The organism is Arenibacter flavimaris (genome assembly GCF_030291335.1).
GTDB lineage: Bacteria > Bacteroidota > Bacteroidia > Flavobacteriales > Flavobacteriaceae > Arenibacter.
This window is the reverse complement of record NZ_JASWIM010000017.1, coordinates 66,479-84,314: the sequence shown is the minus strand read 5'-3', so window position 1 is coordinate 84,314 and position 17,836 is coordinate 66,479. Positions and strand designations below refer to the sequence as shown.

9 protein-coding genes are annotated in these 17,836 nt (G+C 36.0%); 7 read left to right on the top strand and 2 right to left on the bottom strand.

The annotated features are described in order from the left end of the window. The first annotated feature begins 2 nt into the window (after positions 1 to 2). From QSE00_RS13870 to QSE00_RS13855, 4 genes are all read left to right on the top strand, one after another. A complete protein-coding gene (locus tag QSE00_RS13870; protein ID WP_286106403.1) occupies positions 3 to 1,721 on the top strand; it encodes a RagB/SusD family nutrient uptake outer membrane protein in 1,719 nt (572 codons plus the stop codon). Between the two features lie 457 nt (positions 1,722 to 2,178). Beyond that, a complete protein-coding gene (locus QSE00_RS13865; RefSeq protein WP_286106402.1) occupies positions 2,179 to 3,501 on the top strand; it encodes a sugar porter family MFS transporter in 1,323 nt (440 codons plus the stop codon). A 66-nt stretch (positions 3,502 to 3,567) separates the two neighbouring features. Then, entirely contained in the window at positions 3,568 to 5,076 is a 1,509-nt protein-coding gene (locus QSE00_RS13860) for a glycoside hydrolase family 32 protein (RefSeq protein WP_286106401.1), read from the top strand. A gap of 72 nt (positions 5,077 to 5,148) precedes the next feature. Next, entirely contained in the window at positions 5,149 to 6,552 is a 1,404-nt protein-coding gene (locus QSE00_RS13855) for a Gfo/Idh/MocA family oxidoreductase (protein WP_286106400.1), read from the top strand. A 959-nt stretch (positions 6,553 to 7,511) separates the two neighbouring features. On the opposite strand, the gene QSE00_RS13850 is transcribed toward QSE00_RS13855, so the two are convergent. Further along, complete coding sequence (locus tag QSE00_RS13850; protein WP_286106399.1) at positions 7,512 to 8,345, bottom strand: 3-keto-disaccharide hydrolase; 834 nt, start codon at positions 8,343 to 8,345, stop codon at positions 7,512 to 7,514. Between the two features lie 1,461 nt (positions 8,346 to 9,806). Beyond that, positions 9,807 to 11,021 (bottom strand): site-specific integrase, encoded by a 1,215-nt coding sequence (locus QSE00_RS13845; RefSeq protein ID WP_286106398.1) that lies wholly within the window; start codon positions 11,019 to 11,021, stop codon positions 9,807 to 9,809. Positions 11,022 to 11,925: 904 nt separating this feature from the next. Here QSE00_RS13845 and QSE00_RS13840 point away from each other — a divergent pair. The 3 genes from QSE00_RS13840 to QSE00_RS13830 all read left to right on the top strand — a co-directional run bounded on the left by QSE00_RS13840 (position 11,926) and on the right by QSE00_RS13830 (position 17,825). Next, positions 11,926 to 14,583 (top strand): substrate-binding domain-containing protein, encoded by a 2,658-nt coding sequence (locus QSE00_RS13840; RefSeq protein ID WP_286106397.1) that lies wholly within the window; start codon positions 11,926 to 11,928, stop codon positions 14,581 to 14,583. Positions 14,584 to 14,814: 231 nt separating this feature from the next. Continuing rightward, complete coding sequence (locus QSE00_RS13835; protein WP_286106396.1) at positions 14,815 to 16,167, top strand: sugar porter family MFS transporter; 1,353 nt, start codon at positions 14,815 to 14,817, stop codon at positions 16,165 to 16,167. A 32-nt stretch (positions 16,168 to 16,199) separates the two neighbouring features. Next, positions 16,200 to 17,825, top strand: a complete 1,626-nt coding sequence (locus QSE00_RS13830) for a glycoside hydrolase family 32 protein (protein WP_286106394.1) — start codon at positions 16,200 to 16,202, stop codon at positions 17,823 to 17,825. Positions 17,826 to 17,836 lie beyond the last annotated feature (11 nt).

Genomic DNA, 17,836 nt, shown 5'->3' with positions numbered 1-17,836 from the left:
TTATGAAACATATTCAACAATTATTAACATTAGGCATTTTATGTTTATTTGTGTCTTGCAGTGAGGATTTCCTTGATTTAAATCCCAAAGGGATAGCTTCGGAAAATTTATTGACAACACCAGAAAATGCTGAAAAAATGGTAATTGCAGCCTATTCCGGTCAAGGAAATGAGAAATATAATTTAAAGCCTTTGTCTCCCTGGCCATATGGTGATCTAAGAAGTGGTGATGCATATAAAGGGGGTGCAGGTGTAGGTGATAGGTCACAATGGCATTCTGCTGAAACGTTTATTAATTTGACACCTACCGATAGAGGGGTCCGGGGGAAATGGGAAATCGAATTTCAGGCAATTTCGAGAACTAATCAGGCGCTATATTTCCTAAATAAAGTTGATTTTGCTGAAAAGACAACTCGGATTGCAGAAATGAGATTTTTAAGGGCAAATAATTATTTTTGGTTAAAGGTGAATTTTAGGTACGTACCATTTATCGATGAGAATGTACCAGTTACTGAATATAATACCATTGGGAATGATTTGTCAGACGCTGAACTTTGGGGCAAGATTATTGAGGATTTACAATATGCGGTTGATAATCTTCCTACGACGCATATAGACGGGGCAGTGGGTCGGCCAACTAAATATGCAGCGCAGGCATATTTGGCTAAAGTATTATTATTTGCAGCATATGAACAAGATGAAACAAATCAAGTTATAAATATTAATACAGAAAAGCTCGACCGAGTGGTTTCATTAGCGGATGAAGTACTTCAGTTATCTGGAAAATCTTTGTTTTCTGATTTTGCTAATAATTTTACATGCGAAACACAAAATGGCATAGAATCACTTTGGGCTATACAATTTTCTCATAATGATGGTACACCTACGGGTCGTGTTAATGGCACAAATCAGGTGGTTTACCCAATGGTTGAGGAATATGGATGTTGTGGTTATCATAGCCCAACACAAAATTTGGTTAATTCATTTAAAACATCTAATGGAATTCCGGATTTTGAAAACTACAATGCGGGTAATATTGAAGGAGCAATTAATATCCAAGAATATTCAATTGATCCCCGTTTACTTCATACAGTTGCAATGGATGGCTTACCATATAAATATAAGGCGGATTTTCTATTAAATGCAAAAACTTGGCCTAGACAACCTGAAACATATGGCTCTTTTATGTCGATGAAAGAAACAGTTATTTATGATAGTCCATGCTATCAGCCTGTAAACCCATGGAAAGCCGATTCAAAGAATAGGGATGTTATCCGTATTGCTGATGTAATACTTTGGAAAGCCGAAGCATTAATCCAATTGGGGAAGGAGCAGGAAGCATTATCACTTATTAATAGCATTAGAAATAGAGCAGCGCAAAGTACAACTAGACTTGTGGATATCAATGGACAACCAACTGGGAATTTTGATGTTCAACCATATGTTGATGGAATCAATTGTATCTGGTCACAAGAATTTGCATTTAAAGCCTTGCAATGGGAACGTAGACTGGAATTTGCCTGTGAAGGTTTTAGGGCGTACGATTTACTTCGTTGGGGTATTATGTCAGAGACTCTGAATGACTATTTTCTTGTGGAGAAAACTCGTCGTGCACATTTATCTAATGCTATATTCACTAAGGGCAGGGATGAATACTTACCAATTCCTAAAGATGAAATTGATCTTAGCCGAAATCTTTATAAACAAAATTCAGGTTACTAAATAATTGTTAATGGCTATTACTTTTTGAGGTGGTTACTAACCTGTGAACTTGCCTTTCAAGGAATATTAGAATAAAATGTAAGTTGTATTAGGTTAAAATACAACCTAAGCTATTCAGCCATTTGTGAACAACACAAATAACTATCGACTTGTATTTGATTCGGAGATATCGAAAATTCGAAGGTAATAGTCTTTAATTGAAAGAACGTCCCTAAACTCCATTTGAATCACTTGGTTACTATAACTAATAGATTCATTTATTAACATTGAATGATTATTTATTGTGAGCTCAAAAAAAGGCGACAAGTATAAAGTTTGTCAATTATAAAAAACTTTGATCAAGCTCTAAACTTAAGGTCGTATTTATAAGTTAGAAATTCTAAGTTATAGGTTTAAGTAGGAATTAGTATTTACATTTTTTAATTGCATTTTGTAAAAGTTGAAAGAACAAATAAGTATGAAAAAAGTAATTGAATGGTCAATGGTTACAGCCTTAGCAGGTTTTCTATTCGGTTTCGATACCGTGGTGATTTCAGGTGCGGACAAAAAGCTTCAAGCCCTATGGCAGACTTCTGAAACTTTTCACGGAACCATAGTAATGGCAATGGCATTATGGGGAACTGTAGTAGGTGCTATTTTCGGAGGTATTCCAACTAATAAAATTGGGAGAAAGAGAACCTTAATTTGGATAGGAGTTTTATACACATTTTCGGCAATAGGATCTGCGTTAGCCAACGACCCAATTACATTTGCTTTTTATCGGTTTATAGGGGGATTGGGTGTCGGTGCCTCGACTATAGCTGCTCCTGCCTATATATCCGAGATCTCTCCAAAAGACAATCGTGGAAAACTAGTAAGTCTATACCAGTTCAATATTGTTTTCGGGATGCTTATTGCCTTTTTTTCCAATTATTTATTAAATAGCTTAGGTGATAATGCTTGGCGATGGATGATGGGAGTTGAGGCCATTCCTGCTATTATTTATACGCTTATAATGTTTAGTGTACCTCAAAGCCCACGATGGCTACTTTCCAAATTCAGGAAAGTTGAAGCCAGAAAAGTTCTAGAATTGATTAACCCTAATGCGGAAATCGATAAAGAAATTTATGATATTGAGCAAGAGATCAAGAATTCAGTAACCAGTGAGAATATATTTATTAAAAAGTATCGCTACCCGTTGTTGTTGGCATTTTTTGTAGCTTTTTTCAATCAATTGTCTGGAATTAATGCCCTTTTGTATTATGCTCCCCGCATTTTTGAAATTGCAGGCTTAGAGGAGAGTTCAGCTATGATGAGCAGTATAGGTATTGGTGCAACCATGGTTATATTTACTTTAATAGGAGTTTTTCTTATTGATAGGATTGGCCGAAAGAAATTATTGTTTTATGGTTCAATAGGATATATAATTTCACTTTCCCTAACCTCTTGTTCATTTTATTATGATTGGGGAGGTTTGACTGTTCCTACTTTTTTGTTTTTGTTTATTGCCGCTCACGGTATGGGTCAAGGAACAGTTATTTGGGTATTCATATCTGAGATATTTCCTAACCATTTGAGAGGTTCTGGTCAATCTTTCGGTAGTTCGGTTCACTGGATATTAGCTGCAGTTGTTCCGTCTTTGATACCATTACTTTTTTCAACTATTGGAGCGGGTACTGTATTTGCCTTTTTCTCCTTTATGATGGGCTTACAATTACTCTTTGTAATATTCATAATGCCAGAGACCAAGGGTGTTTCACTGGAAGACATGAGTGCATTGCTTACAAAATCAAAAGTGTAATTAAATATGTTATCCTCTATTTATTTGGAATATAAGGGTGTTTTTAGATTTAAATAATAATTATAAATGAATTTAACAATGAATATGAATATCAGAATTGCTGCAATGACATTTTGTTTGAGTGTATTATGTGCTTTTTCCAGTTATGGACAGTCGATTGATTGGATTAAAAAGGCTAAGGAAGCTGTTGAAGCAGCCATTCCTGAAGCAGAAAAGGATCCAACCCGACCCCTTTTTCACTTTCGTCCCCCTGCTCAATGGATGAACGATATATGCGGCACTATTTACTATAATGGGTATTATCATGCCTTTTATCAATATAATCCCTTTAGTGGAGATAGTTGGGGGGATGATTATACGCTTTGGGCGCATGCGAGAAGTAAGGATTTAACTTATTGGGAGGATTTGCCATGGAGTTTTATACCCATGAAGGAGCAAGGTGAAAGACGTTGTAATTCGGGTTCTATCGCACTTGATGGAAACGGACAGCCTACAATTCTATATACTTTTGTTCCAGAAGGCAAGAATGTAACCCAACTCGGAAAGCGAGAACAGTGGGCCGTAGCTCCTCTAGATGATGACCTAATTGAATGGAAACGGGTTGGGAATGATCCAGTAATGGCTGCTGGGATGAATGGTATTCCCTCAAGTATTAACGGTGGTTGGAGTGATCCGTTTGTTTTTAAATCAAATGAGCGAACTTTTGTTACTTTCAAAGAAAGCAATGGATTGGTGTGCGAAGCAATGAATAAGGAACTCACAAAATGGAAATTTGTTGGTAATATGGATGGGGTTATCGGAGAATGTCCAAATTTTTTCCCATTGGATGACAAATGGGTGTTAATACGTTCTACTAAACCTATTTCATATGTGGTTGGAGACTTTGATTCGAATGATATTTCCTTTAATCAAAGTGGCTCTGATGGTATTCTCGATTACGGTTTCGGTGATAATCCACCAACAGACCGTTCTTGGACCAGAGGACTTTACGCCACCAATATTTTTACGGATGAAATTGGACGGACCATAATGCTGGGTTGGATTAATGGTTTTAAAGCAAACAGAGGTTGGAATGGCTGCATGTCTCTCCCTCGAGTACTTACACTTGATGTAAAAAAAAGGCTTATTCAAACACCTGTACATGAGTTAAAGCAACTGCGTAATGAGCATCATACAATTAAAAGAATGGTACTAAATAGCAAGGAGAAGAAGTTGGAGGGTATCAGTGGAGATATGCTGGAAATCATTACAGAATTTGAACTAGGGAGTGCCAAGGCCTTCGGATTGAAAATCCGTCAAAGTGATGATGGCAAGGAATATATATCAATACGTTACGATGGCGAAGTACTTGATGTGGCAGGTACAAAGGTTACACTAGATCTACCAGAAGGTAAGCTTAAACTGCAAGTCTTTATTGATAAATCGGTGATGGAGGTCTTTATTAATGATGGTGTGACTAGCGTCAGTCGGGTCGAATATCCGGGCGAACATAATTTGGGTATTTCTGTTTTTGCTGAGAACGGTGATGTTATCGTTAACTCGTTTGATGCCTGGAATTTAAATTCGATTTGGTAACAAATATTTAAAATAATGATAAATACGATCTTACTTATAAGATCTTTTTAAATAAGTAAAGCATATTTTATTATGGAAAATGAAAACTCACGTAGAAAATTTATAAGGTCTATTTCAATGCTAACGGCAGCTACGGCCTTTAATCCAATGGCTTTTGGATTTGAATTAAATAGAAAATTAAAAATAGTTCTTGTTGGAACCGGTGTGCGTGGAACATCATTCTGGGGGAAAAGACTAGTTGACCAATATTCAGATGTTTTAGAATTTGTTGGGCTCTATGATATAAATCCTGGAAGACTTAAGTATGCCAAGAATTATATGCAGGTTAAATGCAATACCTATGATAATTTTGATAAAATGATTATTGACAACAAACCTGACTTAATTATTGTAACTACTACGGATTCAACGCATCATGAATATATTATCAGAGGATTGGAGTTAGACTGTGATGTGTTGACTGAAAAGCCGCTGACAATAGACGAAAATAAGTGTCAACAAATATTGGAAGCTGAAAGAAAATCACAAAAGAATTTAATTGTTGGTTTCAACTATCGATGGAGCCCATATAATACTAAGATAAAGGAATTATTAAAAAATGGATCAATAGGTAAAATTACCTCTGTTGATTTTCATTGGTATTTAAATACATATCATGGCGCTTCCTATTTTAGAAGGTGGCATGGCTTGAGGCAGACAGGAGGTACTCTGTGGGTTCATAAGGCTACTCATCATTTTGATTTGTTAAACTGGTGGCTTGATTCTGATCCAAAAGAAGTTTTTGCATATGGAGATCTAGAAAAATACGGAAGTTCTAATTCATTTTCAGGTAATAATTGTCGTGATTGTCAACATAGTAAAAATTGTGATTTTTATTGGGATATCACAAAATCTGAAAGAGATATGAATTTATATGTAAACCATGAAAAATACGATGGTTACATCAGGGATAATTGTCTTTTTAGAGATGAAATAAATATTTATGATAAAATGTCAGCGCAGGTAAAATATCAAAATAATACTGTAGTAAATTACTCATTAACGACCTATTCTCCTTTCGAAGGTTGGAGAATTGCCTTTAATGGAACGGAAGGGCGAATAGAAGCTTGGCTTGATATTCCATATCATAATAATGAGCAGTTAAGTCAGGAAGAATTACATGCCTTAGAAATGAAACATGGCGGTGAAAAGATAGAAGGTTATGAGCCTATAATTGTACACAAGCTTTGGGAAAAACATAAAAGTGTGCAAGTAGGTTATGGTAGAGGAGGTCATGGTGGAGGTGATGAAGCCCTGCATGAAAATTTATTTGTAAATCCTGGAAAGAAAGATCCTTTTGACAGAGCTGCTGGAATTAGGGATGGGGCAATGTCAATACTTATAGGAATAGCGGCTAGGAAAAGTATAGAGATAGGGAGACCAGTTAAAATAAATGAAATGACAGACCTAGAACCACGTGCAAAAAGGATATTATAAATAATACTCAGTAGGGTAATGTTCGGTTCAAATAATGCGTACATCTAGTTTTAATTAATCATCAATTATAAAACGGAATGGATATTTAGTATGTTTCCTCTGTTGATAGTAATATGTTGCCCTAAACTAGTGGCGTTAATTGTTGCTGTGAATTCTTTTGTGTATAGATCATTTTGCGGGTGATTCCCACTTTTATAATATCTGACCATTCATTATGTATGAAATCATGTAAGAATTAAAGTCATAAACTCTACAGGTATGTTGCCAAAGAATTAAATGATTTAAGTTAGTTAGTTGAGTTGAGTAAGGAACAACGGGAGACTGTTGTTCCTTTTTTTTATTGGTAAATTCTTAAAAGTAGTTGACCAAACTTTCCGTTTTTGGTAAACTTTATTCCCTGTTCTCAACCAACACCTAAGTTTGATTTGGAAATTTATAACACTCGAATTGAGAAAAAAATGGAAAGAAAAATTGAACAAATTAAAAACTGGTTACTATAACCAAGTATTCCTCTGGTCGGTACTGCCTATTCTGTAAATTTTACTAGAGCCAAACATGAAGGCCTTGGTGACTAAACCAGATTCTGTTTCGTCTTGCCATGGAAATAGCCTAATTACCAAATACTTGGTTTCGTTTTGAGCCTCTTTAATTAAAAGCTACCGCCAACTAGGATTTACATCCATTCTCCATCATTTTCCAACCAACTTTTTTCTTGTTCTGAATTGCAATTCCACTAGGGAAGCAAACTTAAATACCCAAGGCTGAATGGTCGCATGAACTACTTTAACATCTCTTATGGCCAATAGTTATTCAATATCTCGTTACTAGGACTGAATTGTAATTTCAAGTAAACAGCATGTAAGATGATTGATTTGGGAAAACAATGGCCTTTCAACATTTCTTTTTTTGCTGACAAATGTAAATGTTTGGTTTTTGCTAACTTAGATGAGACAGAACCATCATAGTTCTTTATACCAAATATCTTTAAACTGGACCAACATTGATTTTCCGGAATGTAGTTGCAAGGCCAGCAAACCGGACGGATCAAAATTTTCTGGATCATTATCAATTACTTCTGCTACTGGTTTTTCGTTTACAAAAAGAGTTATTTTATTTCCTTTACAAATTAAGTGGTAGTTGTGCCATTGCTCTAGTTTAAAATGTGCCTTTTCCTTTGCCTCAGGTAGTGTTGTTTTTGAGGCTACACCTTTTTCGCTAAAAATGGTTCTTTCTCCGCGAAAGGACAATGTATGTCTCCCGAATTCATCGTATAACCTTACCAGCCAGTCCGTTTTTGTATTGTTATCTACCTGGTAGCCCTTGCAATCGGCTAGGTCATAATGTTCGCTCCGAAACTGGAACCCTCCGTTCACATTATGCTGGCTTACTAACCGGTGTTTTAACTTTAGTTCAAAGTCAGCCATCTGACCGTATTCGGAAAAAAGGTATTGGTTTTCGGTGCATGGTTTTTCATCGGTAATCTCTGCTGTAATTGCCCCCTTTTTCACACTCCACCAGCTCATATCTGCAGCCTTCCAACCTTTTAATGTTTCGCCATCGAAAAGCGAAATAAAGCCTTTTGATACATTTTGGGTGGCACTTTCCAGCTCTTCTTTGTTCAATTGAAATTCAGTATTAATTTCTTTTAGAGCTAGATTTTCACTAATGGAGTTGATTCTATTTTGATTCCAATTATTAAGCATAAATGCTCCAAGAATACCTATGGTAATTACAAAAACCTCCAACGGGTAATTTCCCCATTTTCTTGTAAAAGCTTCAAGGATTAGTTTCATAGTAGTCAGAATAAAGGTTAACGGTCTAGCATATGGTTTGTTGCGATGTTTAAGCACCTAATTTACTTAATTAAAACGGAACAGAAAATCCGCAGGACTATTCGTGAGTAGACGAGAAGCAGCAATAAATTATATACATTTTAAGTTTGATTCTTTATAAACTGATAGCATAATCACACATAGGCTATAATTTGAACTTGCAACAAAAAACGGGACAAAAAGTTAAACTACATTTTTAAATTCCTGTATTGTTCGTTTACCCAAAGGCGAATGTCTTCTGTTTCGGTTGGACCCGGTTTCTAGCAACTCGAACACTTTTTCAAATGGATAAAACAGAACCTTCCGGTAAAAACCCTCTGGGTCCATCCCGAAAATGCGGTGAGGGTCCATTTACGGATAGCAAAATGCGTGGACTTGATCGTAGCTTACTAAAAACAACAGATACGAAGGCCGAACTCGGTCTATGAAATGACGCAAATTCTTGGAATATCGACCCTTGCCAAAACACTTGGAAATGAACTGTTTACAGGGAAACATATCAATCAAAATATCAAAGAATAACTTAACTTATTTAATAACAGTGAATTATTAACACAACTGTACTAATTGCCCTTAACTAAGTGTCCAAAAGAATGCAGCAAAACCAATTATATAAACAATTGTAAATCAGTATTTTGAAAATAAATGCTTAGCTAACTAAAGAATTTTAATTTCATTATTACATGCCTAAGGGGGGAGTTTAGTTACCCTTCCGCTCCAATCCTCCCTATACACTCAGGTTCCTCTTGTCCACTGGGGAAGTCTTTATGTTCCAATTTTCTTTAACACTCTCCTGACTGCGGGAGAGAACAAGCTGAAAAGATAGCTTGACTTTTCTTTTCCCTAACCACAGTCATTCCTATCCATTGAAATGATCATAGCCTCCTGGTTGCGCTTGGAACGATTAATTGCACCTAAGAATAAATAATACGGATTGCTGCGGTCACGATATATGTATATATGCCAATATCGATATATGTACATAGGATTTGCGTAATTGGAAGGTTTTTTTGTTTTAAAGTAGTAACAAATCCGACCCGCCCATTTTGAGTAATTTATCATTAAAAAAGAATTGAAAATATTAATCTTCACAGAAGATAGCAAGTTATGTTTTAAGCAACTTAAAACTCCTACTTCTGGCGAAGTGAAAACAGGGTCTGTGATGGTTAGGCGATAATAATTGAATGAGAATATGGCAATCAATAAGGCAGGATAAAACGTTATAGGAAAAAGAAACGTAAGTATTACTTAACACTTAGTTTCAATGGTTCGGAACTAGCTGATTTAAAATACGGATCCCTTAGGGATGCATTTTTGTGTCTAGGGGGAATAAGGGAAATGGGACAAATTCTACTGCACCGATATATATCCGGACAAAACTTATTAAAAATCTATAATTACATTAAATGCTTAATGTAAAACTTAAATCTCCAATCTTTCCTGGTATCCATCCATTATATGCGTAGGGAGATTTTTAATATATATTTCAGTTGTACTGATATCGCTGTGCCCTAGCATTTTACTCAGTGCATTAATAGGAACATCATTGAGGATAAGATTCGTTGCCATGGAATGGCGGCTTACATAGCTTGTCAAATGCTCTTCAATTTCACAAAGCTTGGCGATCTCTTTTAGACGTTTGTTATACCGCTTTCTTTCCCATTGGACATCCTTAAATTGATCTTGCATATCGTTACGCTTTACGATTGGAAAAATATAGTCGGTCTTGTCCTTGCCTATCAAATAACAATCCATAATCGATGATAACTGTGGAGTTAGCTTAATATCGTAATATCGGGCTGTTTTTTGTCTACGGTACTGGATGCGTCCATCAATAATATTATCCAGTTTTAAAAAGGCCATATCAATAAATGAAATGCCGTTCATAAGGTAAGAGCACAAAAAATAATTCCGGGTGTTAAATAAAGGCGTACCAGGTTCTAATTCCAAATTAAGGATCCGTCTTATTTTTTCTATGCTGATTGCCCGTTTTGCCGTTGGCTGGGATTTTATCTTGTATTTCCTAAAAGGATAAGAATCCGCAGATACAACCCCCTGATGTATGGCTTTGTTGTATATGGCCCGAAACGTTCTCATATACATGGATAATCCATTTATACTATTTCCTTTTTTCAAATGTGCCGTCTCAAATCGTTTAAGATAAGTGTAGGTCATCTCTTCAAACCGGAGAGACTCCTTTTTATTGAAGTTCTTCAATGAACCAAGGGCACATCTATAGGCTTTAGCGTTCCCGAAACGATTCGCTTCTTCCATTTCACTTATTAATCGATTGGTAAAATCAAAAAAGGAAATCGTGTTCGTCGGCTTGGTCAAAGTGTTTTTGAGTTCGGTGATGCTCAGCCCTCCGAGCTGTCCAATTTCTTCTAATTCATTAATCCCATCCCGTAATTCGGTCTTTTTCTTTATAAGGAGGTTATTTAAGCGCGCAACGGACGACACGCCATTATAGGTCCTTTTGACCTCTCGATTCTTCTCATTCCAGTACTCGGGCGGAACGGCAAATCCCGTTGAAATGGCAATCGTTTTTCGATGATGGCTCAATCTAAAAATTATCGGACACATGCCGTCCTTGCGCTTGCGCCTAGAGTCCATGGAAAGAGTGATGTTTGTTTTCATATTCTAAAGATATAAAAATTTGCACTCAATTTGCACTCAAAATCGGGTATTATATGGTTTAATATGAATCCTTATGAAATACATAATGTTGATAATCAATATTATACGTATTTATTAAGACAAATAAATACAATAATCCTCCTTCTTCTAAGCAGGCGGTCGAAGGTTCGAATCCTTCTGCCATCACCATCCGAAACCCTCAGTAGAAACTGGGGGTTTCGTCGTTTTAGAACTTTCAGTAAAACAGCTAAACTATCCAAAGTGTGCATAGTTTGTGCATAGTTTTCGATTTTAACAAACTATTAATACATTTTGATGTTAATTGAACCGTTTTGAATGCAAAAAGGTGAAATACATTCAATTTCAGTGAGTTTTCTAATGGGATATAATCTAATTGTGAATAGGTATCTTTCTTTTGCACTTTAATTCTAAAAGTGACCGAAGGATACTTTTAATAAAATATATTCCAATATTATCTCTTGAATCCAGAAAAGTACTTTTTAGAGACTTAATTAGACAGAATTTACCTATTAATTAAATCTTACCGGGAGTATTATAGTTGGCTCCTTTTATTCACCCCAATTTTCTAATTATTTAGGAACCTTTCGTTAAATACCAAAAATTATTTTAGACATTTAGTTATTTAAGATAATATTATATGACCTAAGGCACAAGTTATATTTAAGATTTGTAGTACATGAATTGATTAAATCATAAATTTAAATTTTGACTTACTTCTGTAATTATTCAATTGAAATTATATGGAGGTTTTAAAGGAGTATTTTAAATTTTGTTAAGTTTACCTGCTAAACTCAATCTTATGAGTCCCAATAGGTTTATATTCATATCTGTTTTATTTTTGACATCCATTTTTTTCTCCTGTACGCAGCCAAAAAAAAAGGAAGTGAGAATTGGATTTTCACAGGCCATGATCAATGATGAGTGGAGGCAGTCCATGAATAATTCTATGGAGGTACAGGCATCATTGTATTCCAATATTACTTTAAGTATTTCGAACGCCAACTACAATGTTCAGCAGCAAATAGCTCAGTTAAAGGAATTCATATCGGACAGTGTGGATATTATTATCGTATCTCCTATTCAATCCAAACCCATTACCCCTATAGTGGAAGAAGCAATGAATATCGGAATTCCTGTTCTGGTAGTTGATAGGAAAACCGATGATCAAAAATACACTGCATATGTTGGTGCCGATAATATTGAAGTCGGTAGAAATGCTGGCAAGATTATAGCCTCCAATGTCCAAGATTCATTAAAGGTTGTAGAAATAAGGGGTTTAGCGGGATCCTCTCCTGCGGAGGAAAGGAGTCTGGGCCTACATCAAATTTTGGATAAATTTCCCAAAATAAAATTTTCTGGAACCATTGAAGGAGATTGGGAGAAGGAATCTATTACCGATAGTTTTCGAGAACTATTGTTAAATACGGGACCGGTAGATTTTGTTTTTGCCCACAATGATAGAATGGCAAAAGGTGCATGGGAAGTGGCCAGGAACTTAGGTATGGAGGAAAAAATAAAAATTATCGGAGTTGATGGGCTTAATGGACCCAACGGAGGTATACAATTGGTTAAGGATGGAGTTTTAAACGCCACTATATTATATCCCACTGGAGGTGATGAAGCAATAAATATAGCTTTGAAAATTTTGAACAATGAGGTTGTTCCTGTAAATAATATCCTTGCCACTACAGTGATTGATCGGTTTAATGCCGATATAATGCAAAATCAATTTAATAAGATCAATGAACAACAAGGTTTAATAGAGACACAGGTTTCTGCCATAAAAATGCAGGAGCAGCTCTATTATTCACAAAATAATATTCTGAAAATCATTATCGCATTTTTGGTAATTATACTCGGACTAGCGGTTTATAGTATATATTCCAAAATTGCGATTTCTAAGAAAAATAGACAATTGGAGCTTACCAATAGAAAGATTACTGTCCAAAGAAATCAAATTGAGAAAATTGCCAATGAAGTCAAGGAAAGTAATGAGGCCAAATTAAATTTTTTTACAGGACTATCCCACGAATTTAAAACTCCTATCACTTTAATTATGAGTTCTATAGAATCGCTTAGAGAATGGGACAGGCAAAAAGGAAATAAAACTGGATTTGAAGTGGAGTTGATTCAAAATAACTCCAATCGATTACTCAGGTTAATCAATAATTTATTGGATTTTAGAAAGGTAGAGGACCAAAAGTTCAATGTAAGGGCTTCAAGAACTAATATTTTTAAGTTTAGCAACAACATCTTCAAAGAGTTTAAGGGGGAGGCGAAAAAAAGAGGCATAAAATTTAGTATTACTACTAATAATGAAGATTTGGACCTATACATAGATAGAAACCTAATGGATAAAGTCTACTTTAACCTTTTGTCGAATGCTTTTAAATTTACTCCAGAAAATGGCAGAATTGATATTGATATACAAGATAATTTAGAGGGGAGTAATGTAGAGATTCGTTTTAAAGACAATGGAATAGGAATCCCTGAAAATGAGTTGAAAAATGTTTTTACGCCATTTTTTAAGGGCTCCAATAACAGAAAGAATAGTTCAGGTGTCGGGTTGCATTTAAGTAAACAATTTGTGGAACTTCACTTAGGTAGAATTGAAGTTAAATCCTTTCACGGCACGGAGTTTAAAATTACCCTCTTTAAAGGGAATACTCATTTCAATGAAGATCAAATTGTTATCGATCCAGAATTGGTGGATACTCAATTAAGTGATTTGTCAGAAGAGATTAACTTGGAAGATAACTACATAGACCAGGATGAAGATATAGGGGAGGAGAAATATTCCATACTTTTAATTGAGGATAATAAGGATTTGACGTATTTTCTAAAAAACAAATTGAGTAGTGAGTATGAGGTGATATCGTCTGATGGAACTGATGGGCTCCAACTGGCGTTTGAGCATATTCCAGACGTTATATTATGTGATGTAAACCTGCCTGATAAAAATGGATTTGAAATATGTGAAATCCTTAAGGACGATCTGCGTACCTCGCATATTCCAGTAATTATCTTAACTGCCTTGGGCAATAAGGAATCTTTTATACAAGGACTACAGTGTGGGGCTGATCTTTATTTGACCAAGCCATTTAATTATTCCATCTTAACACAATCCATTAAGTCATTACTTTATAATAGGGAAAAGTTAAGATACTACTATACTAATAATATCCATAAAATAGATCAGGCCCAATCCTTTGGGAATCCTGAACAATTATTTGTACGCCAACTAAATCAACAAATTAAGGCCAATCTCGACAACGCCAATTTTTCTGTGGAAAATTTGGCCGATGCCTTGAGTATTTCTAGGGTTCAATTGTATAGAAAGGTCAAGGCTATGTTGGGAATAAGTGTTAGCGATTATATCGCCAATTATAGATTGGAAAGGGCAAAATCAATGCTAGAAAGCACGGATTATTCCATGTCGGAAATAGGCTATAGCACGGGGTTTTCTTCACCAAATTACTTTTCCACTGCCTTTAAAAGCAAATATGGAGTTACTCCTGGAGCATATAAAAAATCACTTTAATACAATTTGCACTATTGACACATACGCTATGTATCAATTTTAGACTTATGGGTTACATCAGTGTAATTGACCTATTCTAGATTTGTTAAAATATTTTCTTTAACTATTTGATTATAAGTTGCTTGGCATTATTTTTAACAATGTTAACGAAATCACAACAGATTGTAACATTGTCAAAATAACTACTAAATAATTTGTAATAATATAGTCTTCGTATTTAATAATTGCGATATGAAGAAAATATTGGTTTGGTCTATTACTGCAGCTTTGGCTGGATTTTTGTTTGGTTTTGACACGGTAGTGATTTCAGGAGCTGACAAGAAATTACAAATCTTATGGGGTTCTTCGGATGTGTTCCATGGTACCATAGTAATGGCCATGGCCTTGTGGGGAACAGTTGTTGGGGCATTATTGGGTGCAATTCCTACAAATAAGTTGGGAAGAAAGAAAACCTTGTTCTGGATAGGAATTTTTTATACCGTATCGGCTTTGGGTTCTGCATTTGCAAATGACCCCATAACCTTTGCCTTCTTTAGATTTTTGGGCGGATTAGGAGTAGGTGCGTCCACTATTGCGGCTCCCGCATATATATCGGAAATAGCCCCGGCAAAGGATAGGGGTAAATTGGTAGGTCTGTATCAATTTAATATCGTCTTTGGTATATTGATAGCCTTCTTTTCCAACTACCTATTAAGTGGAATTGGTGAAAATGCCTGGCGATGGATGCTAGGAGTCGAGGCCATACCTGCGGTTATATATACACTTTTTGTTTTGACCGTTCCGCAGAGTCCTAGGTGGCTTCTGACCAAGTTTCGTACCGAGGAGGCAAGAAGTGTGCTTCAAGTGATAAATCCAGGTCAGGATGTCGAAAAATTGATGTTGGAAATAAACCAGGAAAATGAGGGTAAGGTAGTCGGCGAGAATATTTTTATGAAGAAATATCGATTCCCATTAGTCCTTGCATTTTGTATGGCCTTTTTTAATCAAGCATCTGGGATAAATGCCTTCTTGTATTATGCGCCTCGAATTCTGGAAGAAGCCGGTCTTGGGGAAAGTACTGCCTTATTGAGTAGTATCGGTATCGGGGTCATCAATTTAATATTTACCCTCTTGGGAATTTTTTTAATAGATAGGCTTGGCCGAAAACAATTGATGTATGCAGGATCCTTTGGATATATAGTATCTCTGACATTGGTGTCTTGTGCTTTTTACTTTGATTGGGAAGGTATGTCTGTAGCTATATTCCTTTTCTTGTTCATTGCAGCGCATGCAGTAGGGCAGGGTACGGTTATATGGGTATTTATTTCGGAAATATTTCCCAATCATTTACGAGGCTCGGGTCAGTCTTTCGGTAGTTCCGTACACTGGGTCTTGGCAGCAATTATCCCTTCCCTAATCCCTGTGCTGTTTACTACCATTGGTGCGGGAACTGTATTTGCCTTCTTTGCTTTTATGATGTTTTTACAATTGCTTTTTGTTGCTTTCATGATGCCAGAAACTAAGGGGGTTTCGTTGGAAGTTTTGAGCAAATCCTTAAGCAAATCAAATACTAAAAAGGAAGTGAAAATTAAAGAGAATTCATAGGTCCAATTTTTTAAACCCAATTATTTGAAATTATGAAAAATTATAAATTAAAATTAGTTGTAACAATGGCAAGCCTTTGCACAGTTTTCGCCTGTAAAGATCAAACCAAGAAGGAAGACAAGGATATTACGGCCCAAAGTGAAATAACACTAAATACTGAGGAGCAATTATACCGTCCAAATTTTCATTTTACACCTAAGGTTGGGTGGATGAACGACCCCAATGGGATGTTCCATTACAATGGATATTACCATTTGTATTTTCAACATTATCCAGACGGTAATAAATGGGGGCCCATGCATTGGGGGCACGCAATAAGCACTGATATGGTAGTTTGGAAGGAGCAGCCGATTGCACTATACCCAGACGATATGGGTTACATTTTTTCTGGAAGTGCGGTAGTGGATTTGGAAAATACTTCTGGCTTTGGCGCTGGAGGGCAAGTGCCAATAGTTGCCATGTTTACTTATCATAACATGGAAATTGAGAAAGCAAAGGGAATTGATGTTGAATCACAGGCAATTGCCTATTCCTTGGATGAGGGGCTTACTTGGACTAAGTATTCGGGAAACCCCGTCATAGAGAATCCTGGAATTAGGGATTTCAGGGATCCCAAGGTATCCTGGAATGAAGAACATAAAAAATGGGTCATGGTCTTAGCTGCACAAGACAAAGTGATGTTTTATGGCTCCAAAGATCTTAAGAGCTGGGAGCTGTTATCGGATTTCGGAGCGGATTTGAATAGAGAGATTGGAACACACGGTGGGGTATGGGAATGCCCAGATCTTTTCCCTCTTCCTGAAGAGGGTACGGATAAAAACAAATGGGTGCTTTATGTAAGTGTTAATCCAGGTGGTCCAAATGGAGGTAGTGCCACACAATATTTTATTGGTGATTTTGATGGTACAAAATTCACCATGGATAAGGATTTTGAAGCGGACCTAAACAAGGGTCAAAACCATTGGATAGATTTTGGGAAGGATAATTATGCAGGTGTTACCTTTTCCAATATAACCTCTAAGGATGGAGGTAAATTTTATATGGGCTGGATGTCCAATTGGGAATATGCTAATGAAGTCCCAACTGAAACCTGGCGTAGTGCCATGACCGTAGCAAGGGAGATAAAATTAATCAAAGACACCCAATCCTATAGATTGGCGTTTGACCCTGTTGATGAAATTGAGGCCTATAAAGGTGTAAAGTATAAGAAAGAGAATATTATGGTTGATGGAGAATTGGAACTCATAAATTCAGAAAAGATAAATCTTTCACGTGCTGCAATCACCTTCAATATTTCAGATATAAAAAAGGATAGCTTCACTTTTAAACTTTCCAACAAAGAGGGGGACGATTTGTCCTTTGGATTCAACGGTATCGATAATACTTTTTTTATCGATCGCAATAAGTCAGGTAAAACAGGTTTTTCCGATACTTTCTCGAATAAGAAAAGTATTGCAAATCGAATTTCCAGTAATGAAAAGCTGTCTGGAACCATTCTCTTGGACAAGACATCGATAGAATTATTTTTTGATGAAGGGTCAACGGTAATGACGGAAATTTTCTTTCCCAATGCCCCGTACGAGACGCTTTCGGTAGAGACGGTAAATCAAGATTTTGTTCTTGATAGTATAGAAGTAAATGAACTTAATATTAACTAAATACAACTCAA